This is a genomic window from Methanobrevibacter sp. (assembly GCF_030539555.1).
Lineage (GTDB): Archaea > Methanobacteriota > Methanobacteria > Methanobacteriales > Methanobacteriaceae > Methanocatella.
This window is the reverse complement of the sequence record NZ_JAUNXX010000067.1, coordinates 1-7,588: the sequence shown is the minus strand read 5'-3', so window position 1 is coordinate 7,588 and position 7,588 is coordinate 1. Positions and strand designations below refer to the sequence as shown.

Annotated in this window: 9 protein-coding genes; 4 read left to right on the top strand and 5 right to left on the bottom strand. The window is 32.8% G+C overall.

Annotated features, from left to right (window positions below; genetic code table 11):
* The first annotated feature begins 643 nt into the window (after window positions 1-643).
* The 4 genes from mer (at window position 644) to Q4Q55_RS08880 (ending at window position 4,646) form a co-directional block, all read left to right on the top strand.
* Window positions 644-1,606 carry a 5,10-methylenetetrahydromethanopterin reductase gene (gene mer / locus Q4Q55_RS08895; protein ID WP_303372462.1) on the top strand — a complete coding sequence of 321 codons (963 nt, stop codon included), beginning with the start codon at window positions 644-646 and terminating at the stop codon, window positions 1,604-1,606.
* Between the two features lie 141 nt (window positions 1,607-1,747).
* On the top strand, window positions 1,748-2,830 hold the full coding sequence (locus Q4Q55_RS08890) for an archaeosine biosynthesis radical SAM protein RaSEA (protein ID WP_303372461.1): 1,083 nt from the start codon (window positions 1,748-1,750) through the stop codon (window positions 2,828-2,830).
* A 36-nt stretch (window positions 2,831-2,866) separates the two neighbouring features.
* Window positions 2,867-3,349 (top strand): DUF308 domain-containing protein, encoded by a 483-nt coding sequence (locus Q4Q55_RS08885; RefSeq protein WP_303372460.1) that lies wholly within the window; start codon window positions 2,867-2,869, stop codon window positions 3,347-3,349.
* Window positions 3,350-3,374: 25 nt separating this feature from the next.
* Window positions 3,375-4,646, top strand: coding sequence for an adenylyltransferase/cytidyltransferase family protein (locus Q4Q55_RS08880; RefSeq protein WP_303372459.1), 1,272 nt, complete (start codon window positions 3,375-3,377; stop codon window positions 4,644-4,646).
* On the opposite strand, the gene Q4Q55_RS08875 is transcribed toward Q4Q55_RS08880, so the two are convergent.
* The 5 genes from Q4Q55_RS08875 to Q4Q55_RS08855 all read right to left on the bottom strand — a co-directional run.
* On the bottom strand, window positions 4,633-5,370 hold the full coding sequence (locus tag Q4Q55_RS08875; protein ID WP_303372458.1) for an NAD(P)-binding domain-containing protein: 738 nt from the start codon (window positions 5,368-5,370) through the stop codon (window positions 4,633-4,635). The two genes, Q4Q55_RS08880 and Q4Q55_RS08875, sit on opposite strands and share 14 nt — an antisense overlap.
* Before the next feature lie 9 nt (window positions 5,371-5,379).
* Window positions 5,380-6,240: a DUF89 domain-containing protein gene (locus Q4Q55_RS08870; protein WP_303372457.1), complete on the bottom strand. Its 861-nt coding sequence runs from the start codon at window positions 6,238-6,240 to the stop codon at window positions 5,380-5,382.
* 2 nt (window positions 6,241-6,242) lie between these two features.
* Complete coding sequence (locus Q4Q55_RS08865; RefSeq protein ID WP_303372456.1) at window positions 6,243-6,446, bottom strand: MoaD/ThiS family protein; 204 nt, start codon at window positions 6,444-6,446, stop codon at window positions 6,243-6,245.
* Window positions 6,447-7,367 carry a TIGR00269 family protein gene (locus Q4Q55_RS08860; protein WP_303372455.1) on the bottom strand — a complete coding sequence of 307 codons (921 nt, stop codon included), beginning with the start codon at window positions 7,365-7,367 and terminating at the stop codon, window positions 6,447-6,449.
* Between the two features lie 10 nt (window positions 7,368-7,377).
* Window positions 7,378-7,588 (bottom strand): VWA domain-containing protein (locus Q4Q55_RS08855; RefSeq protein WP_303372454.1); only part of this gene is annotated, 211 nt, incomplete at its 5' end.

Sequence of the window (7,588 nt, the reverse complement as noted above, 5' to 3'; positions counted from 1 at the left end):
ATAACAGAACATAATAAGTATAAAGTATTATGAAGTACGCTAAAATATAGACGAGTAATATACACTAAAATTTGATACAAAAGTTTCTATAATCAAATTTCACCACATCTACAAAACTTACATCATACCCGAAAAACTCAGGTACTCACAAAGCACATTCATAGATAATAATTAACAATTTAATTAATACAATAAACATGATAAATTATAGCTATATGCGGAAAAGCAGTCATCATAGTCAGAATTGTAAATACAATAAGACTTAAACCAACGCCATAAAACACATAGCACATCTAATACATACAGACATTATATTAACAAAATTAATTAAAAATTATTGCAAAGCATATTTATAATTTAAATAAATGATAAAATATAGAAATAAAATTAAAATAATCTTAATTAATTAGAATATAATTAAAATTAGTAAAAATATAACAAAAATGTCAATAAAATTTTTAAAATATTCATTGGTAACCATTAAAACAAATTAAGTATTACAAATAATATTTTTATTAATACCACTATTTTTATTATAACGTAACCGAATGAAAAACATAGATTATATTTAAAACTTTCTATCTAATTCAAATAATAATTACTTTATATATTGCCTAACCAAAGATATTATTGGTGATAAAATATGAAGTTCGGTATAGAATTCGTACCTCAAATACCATTAGATGAATTAGTAAAATTAGTAAAATTAGCAGAAGACGTTGGTTTTGAATACGCTTGGATCACAGACCACTACAACAATAAAAACGTATACGAAACCTTAGCATTAATTGCAGCAAATACTGAAACCATTAAAATGGGTCCTGGTGTAACCAACCCATACGTAAGAAGCCCTGCAATTTCCGCTTCCGCTATCGCAACCATTGACGAAATCTCAGAAGGAAGAGCAACCTTCGGTATTGGTCCTGGTGACAAAGCAACTTTCGATGCTTTAGGAATCGCATGGGAAAAACCAGTATCCACTATTAAAGCAGCAATCGCTGACATTAACACCTTATTAGCTGGAGGAAAAACCGAAGCTGGTGCAGCATTAGGTGGAGCAAAAGCTGTTCAAGAACACATCCCTATTTACATGGGTGCTCAAGGACCTAAAATGTTAGAAACTGCTGGAGAAATCGCAGATGGTGTATTAATTAACGCTTCCAACCCTAAAGATTACGAAGCAGCTATGCCTATGATTAAAAAAGGTATTGAAGCAGCTGGTGGAGACAAAGCATTTGATGTAGGTGCATACACTGCAACATCCATTGGTGCAGACTCTGATGCAGCTAAAAACGCAGCAAAAATTGTAGTTGCATTTATTGCAGCAGGTTCCCCACCTCCAGTTATCGAAAGACACGGATTACCTGAAGGATTCAACGAACAAATGGGTGCATTCTTAGCTAAAGGTGACTTCGGTGGAGCTATTGGTGCTGTAACCGATGACGCACTCGATGCATTCTCCGTATGTGGTACTCCTGATGAGTTCATTCCAAAAATTGAAGGCTTAGCTGAAATGGGTGTAACTCAATACGTGGCAGGATCCCCTGTTGGTAAAAACGTAGAAGAATCCATTAAATTATTAGGAGACGTAATTGCAAGTTTCTAAACTTGCTTACTTCTTTTCTTTTTTTATTTTTTTATCTATTTATACACAACTTATTAACTAAACTATTTTTCTAACAAAATTTTTAATTATAAAAAAGCACAATAATATAATATTACATTTATTTTATTGCAGGTATTTATAATGGAAATTGAAAAACTAACAAAAGAAATAAGGCAAAGAGCTTTTGAGCGAAAAGATCCAAAAACTCCAGAACAAGTTGGAGCAAGCTGGTATAACGATGATTTGACCTATAATGGTGTTGCAAAAACATTATTTATCATATTGCCAACACCAGGCTGTGCATGGGCACTTGGAGACAGTGGAGGATGCACAATGTGCAGTTATGTTTCAGATTGTACATTGGAACCAATAGACACCGAAACTATTTTAAGAATTTTTAATGAACATCTTCAAAGACACCCAATAGATGAAGAGGCTAAAATTTCAGTCAAATTATTCGCTTCAGGAAGTTTCCTAAATCCCTATGAACTTCCAAAAGAGGCACGTGACGAAATTTTAAAAACATTAATGAATTTAGGTAATATTAAGGAAATTGTTGTTGAGTCAAGACCAGAATATGTAAAAGAAGAGGTACTTGATGAGATTTTTGAGATAATTGGAGACACATTATTCGAAGTCAGCATTGGCCTTGAAACATATGATGATTATATAAGACTTAAAAAAATTAATAAAGGCTTCACCCGTGATGACTTTGAAAAGGCGGTTAAATTGATGCAAAAATTATCCAAAACTAAAGGATACAATTTAAAATCAAAAGCATATATATTTGTTAAGCCGATTTTAGTATCCGAATACCAAGCAATAACAGAAGCAATTGAAACAGCAAAATACTGTGATTCAATAGGAGTCAATAGACTTTCATTTTGTCCTGCAACAATTCATGGAGGCACAGTTATTGAAAGGTTCTGGAGAAAAGGAGCATACCAACCGCCGTGGATCTGGTCATGTATTGAAATAATAAATACTGTTAGAGACGAATTAGATATACCTGCACTTCTTGACACATCCGGATTTGGGTCTAGACGTGGCCCATATAACTGTAAAAAATGCAATAAAGATTTGAAGCATATGATAATAGCTAATAATTTAACTCAAAGCAAGATTGAATACGAATGCGAATGTAAAAATGAATGGTTAGCTCAAATCGAAAATTCAGATATGAACAGCTCAACAGTTGAGATAAAGCATATCCCAATATATTAAATATTTTAAAATATTAATTAATAATTGGAGGAAAATATGAAAACTAAATTTATTAGTCTACTGGCTATACTCTTAGGATTGATAATCATTATATTTCCTATATTTGGAGTTATAGGAGTAAGTTCCTTAATCGGTTTATCAGTATTATTAGTATCAATCTACTTACTCGTTGTGGGAGTATCAATAATTGATTATAATACTAGTGGTGCGATAATCGATTTGCTTTTAGGATTAATATTGTTATTATTAAGTATTGGTTTAATATTTAATCCTACATTACTTGGATTTTTAACTGAAATTTCCCTATATTTCGCAGGGATAATGTTGATTATTGTCGGATTGGCCTCACTTATTAATAATCGTACTAGCAGATATGGGTTTTATATTGGAATAAGTGGAATTATCCTTGGCGTATTATATATTATTATTGGAACATACCTTGCAAATCCAATTATTCTTGGTTCATTAATCGGCATATGGCTAGTAATAAGCGGTGTATTAAAATTATTGGATAGATAAACTATCCTTCTTTTTTTGTTTTTTGGTGTTAATATTGATTGGAATTAGTGCAGATTTTGACCCCGTTCACAAAGGTCATGAAAAATTAATAAAAGAAGCTCGAAAAATTGCAGATAGAAACGATAAAAAAGTCATTGTTTATTTGAATAAAGGGTATAGTGCAAATCACGCTCCCTTTTTTGTTGATTTTGAAGCTCGTAGAGATATGGTGCTGGCTTTGGGTGTTGATGAAGTAAGGTCCTTCGAAGGTCTTCACCACAGATTGGTTTTATCATACAGCGTTCCAATTAGGCTCAAACAGATGATAGATGATGGAGTTACTGACTATATTACTTCAGCAAGCATTTCCCTGGATGAAATTAAAACTAAAGCTCAGAAATTTATCGACGAAGGCAATTTTGTTGGAATGCCTAAACATTACACCAACAGAAATGAGATCCGCTGGTATGCATTGAATGAATTTTTAGGATCCAAACTAAAATTTCATATTGTTAAAGAATTGGATAAATCCAAATACTCCGGACGGTTAATTAGACAATCCATTATGGACAATGGAATGGCAATTCCTTCAAATGTTTATAAATTGCTTCCAAAAACCACCTGTGAAATTCTTGAACGCGAAATTGCTTTGGGAAATATTCCCGGTGAGAGAAATTGGGATGCAATTTACAAAAGAATGAACACTTACTCTAGAGGAAACCTTGAAAAAATAGCTTATTTAAATGGAAAAACAATTAACGAAATCATTGAAAGAAGAGTGTATAGGAATCCGGAATCTATTTGGGCTGTTTTTAGAAGGTCAGAATATGGTCCTGTAATGACACGTCTTGCAATTAGTGCAATTGAAGAGGAAGTTACCAAAAAAGAGGTAATGGATTTGATGATAAGCTATGAATCCGAAGGTGTGATTCCAAACAATCAGAAAGTTCAAAGAGTGATTGATAGAGCGTGGTATGTTGCAAGTTGCGGACTTCCCTCTAAAGAAGCTAATGAGAAATTCAGAAGTGAAAATATATCAGTTGATGATGTTCCCCTGAAAATTGAAGCCGGACTGAATTTAACAAAATTTGAAACTAAAATTACAAAAGAAGGCATTGACGTTAATCTTTATGTTGACAAAAAAGGTAAAATCTCAGTTGAGTTTAAAAGTGAAGGCAAAAAAATTAAAACAAATTTAAGGTTGCCTGCAAAGGAAGTTACATACTTGAGATATATTATGGATTCACATTTTATACCAGTTAGCGGAATGATAAAACAGGCAAAAAAAGGATTTAAGGTTGAAGTTACAATTGGTTAAATTTTTCCAATGCTGCTTTAACCATTATTAACTCTTCACCATCGAAACATTTAAATAACTCTCCCAATTCTTCGGATTTTCTCTTAGGATTAATCATAGTATTATTTATCCTGGAGAGTGATTTATCTTTAAAATCATCTCCTTCAGTAAGGCAAATGATGTCAAAAAATTCGTTTTCAAGATTATTTCTTTTAGCAATTTCAAAGCTTTCAATTAAAAGTGCCGTGAGTGTTTTGGTATAACAGCTTCTGAGTAATTTTAAAATAGCCACATCTCCAACAGCGTTACTGATTATTTTAACATTTAAAAAATCATTTAATAAAAGCAATTCCTGAGCCCTATCGCCAGAAATAAATAATGTGGGATTATCTGAATCTATTTTACCAATTATGGCACCATCAATCAAAGATTTTACATATTTATTGATTTCAAAAGTGGTTTCAGGAGAGATATTATTCAAATCCAAGTATATTCCATTTAAGTATTTTCCATATTGTTTGGCGATGCCTAATGCGGTTTTAGGTGATGTTGCTGAAATCAGAATGTCAGATGTTGATGCAACATCCTCAAATGTTGGCAAAACCTCAATGGCGAATTTATCAATTGCTTCGACTGTTGGTTTTGACCTGTTTTCTTTTGAAGTTATGAATTTTATATCATCTGATCTTATTAACTTTACAAGGTTTTGAGATACTTTTCCAAACCCGATTAATCCGATAATCATAAAATCACTTTATTTTTTTAAAAGAAGCATATCTTTTAAGTTAACACCAATATCACGAGCAATGGTATTGCATTTTGCACACAATAAAAAATAAACATCTTTGCTAGATAAATCTATTTCAGTCAATCCTTCATAATTTCCCATACCTTTTGAGATTATGAATTCATGGGAATTGAATATCTGTCGGAATTCATCTGAAATTTCGCTGTCAACATAACCTACTGTTCCAGCACCAATTTCAACAATTTCTCCAAATTCATCCAGTCCTGCTTCCAAAGCTTCCTTCATACAGGCATCATTTAAAATCGGTTCGGATTTAACCGCAATAGTGATATCCACACAGTATTCCTTAATCTTAGCCAATAATAATTTATCAAAAACAATCTCACCGGTATTATCCACCAGATACAATACCTTATCATGACTTTTAAGAGAAATTTCAAACTCATCTATATCCTTGATTGCCAAATCATTTCCCAAAGATTCGCTGATGATTGCATCAATATCATCGTCCAGTGTGAATGCTCCAAAATCCAAGATATTTCCAATGATGGCGATTTTCACATAATTTTCTAGACAGTCATTTTCTTTTAGAATCTCTTTAACGTGAGGCAAGTATTTTAAAGCTATTTCATTTCCTTGAATTTTTTCATTATAATATGGGTCTTCACAGCCGGTTTTGCTTTTTATAATATTATGCATTGTAGAACCGGTCTTATTGGAATTTGTGTCTCTTGAGAAGTTATCAGCTAAGAAATTAAAAATATCATTCATAATTTCCAATTTAAGCATCTCATCATCACATGCCAAATCCATTGCTTCACGAGCCTGCCTTAAAAAGCAAGCCCCACATTCATAACTTATTTTCAAAGTTAACCACCGTAAATAATTTGGACTAATTGAATTTCATCACCATCATTTATTACAGTATCCTCTATAACTAACTCACCGTTTTGTTTGGACACCATAGTTTGGGCGGACAGTTCCAAATCATCCAATAAATCTTTAATAGTAAAATCTTCACCAGGTATTTCCCTTTCCTCATTAATATCTTTGTATTTTAAAGTAAATGTCATTTAATCACAACCCAATTCCTCTAAAAAAGAACATGCCTTACATAATCTATTTGCTGAAGGCTCACCACATTTCTCACATCTGCCATGAGAATAGTCTTTTTGAAACTCTTTTTTTAGAACTCCCTTTATTTTATCATATCCCCTTAATGTCGAATATTTTATTGTAGGATGTTTTTCTGCCAGCTGATTGATTACTTCTGAAACTTCCCCTCTGAATGACTGCATTGCATAAGGACAGCTGTCAAAGTGAACTTCAAGATTCTTTGCAACAACATATACTCCTATTTCACGTTCAGGAATTTCACGAAGAGGTTTAATTTTAACTGTAAACTCCTCAGCTTTAGACTCTGTTTTTGCACCTAGTTTAGTTAGATTATCAGTATTTCCCTCCAAATAATTCATCATGATTCCCTGAACTTCATCATCCAAATTGTGTCCAGTGGCTATTTTTGTGGCTCCCATTTCACGGGCGGCTTTGTTAATGATAGTTCTTCTAAAAACGCCGCAATATGTGCAGGACCCCTTATGATTTTCTTTTTGCATTATTTCATCAAGAGTGATCCCATATTCATCTTTTAGTGAAACCACTTTATGTTCGATTCCCAATCTTTCAGCATGCCTCATTGCGATGTCGACACCATCCTGGCGATAATTAGCAATTCCTTCATCCACAGTAACGGCACATAAGTCAATAATATTCATTTCACGAAAACTGTTTATGATTTCCAATGTGGTCACACTATCTTTTCCACCTGAAAGAGCCACTAAAACCTTATCTCCCTTATCCAGAAGTTTTTCTTTTCTAACTGTTTTAATAACTTTCTTTTCGATTGATTCAATGAAACATTCCTTGCACAATAGCTGACCGGATTGTTCTCTTTTAATAATGACTTTTGGATTATCACATTTACTGCATTTCATATGAAACTACCTACATTTGCTCTACAAATTGAGCCAATTGGTTTAATGTATTGACTTCAAATACTTGTGCCCCGACTTCCTCATACAAAGAAACGCAACTGTCCACCACATCCCATTTGTTTCTGTCTTCAGGATTAAGTATTATGACTTTTTTTGAATCTCTAACTATTTCTTCTAGCACTTCTGTACTTGCAGGTTTTCCATGGACTTTTGGACCCGCC

Coding starts and splice junctions, on each gene's coding strand:
- mer (WP_303372462.1), top strand. CDS start 644: ATGAAGTTCGGTATAGAATTCGTACCTCAAATACCATTAGATGAATTA.
- Q4Q55_RS08890 (WP_303372461.1), top strand. CDS start 1,748: ATGGAAATTGAAAAACTAACAAAAGAAATAAGGCAAAGAGCTTTTGAG.
- Q4Q55_RS08885 (WP_303372460.1), top strand. CDS start 2,867: ATGAAAACTAAATTTATTAGTCTACTGGCTATACTCTTAGGATTGATA.
- Q4Q55_RS08875 (WP_303372458.1), bottom strand. CDS start 5,370: ATGATTATCGGATTAATCGGGTTTGGAAAAGTATCTCAAAACCTTGTA.
- Q4Q55_RS08865 (WP_303372456.1), bottom strand. CDS start 6,446: ATGACATTTACTTTAAAATACAAAGATATTAATGAGGAAAGGGAAATA.
- Q4Q55_RS08860 (WP_303372455.1), bottom strand. CDS start 7,367: ATGAAATGCAGTAAATGTGATAATCCAAAAGTCATTATTAAAAGAGAA.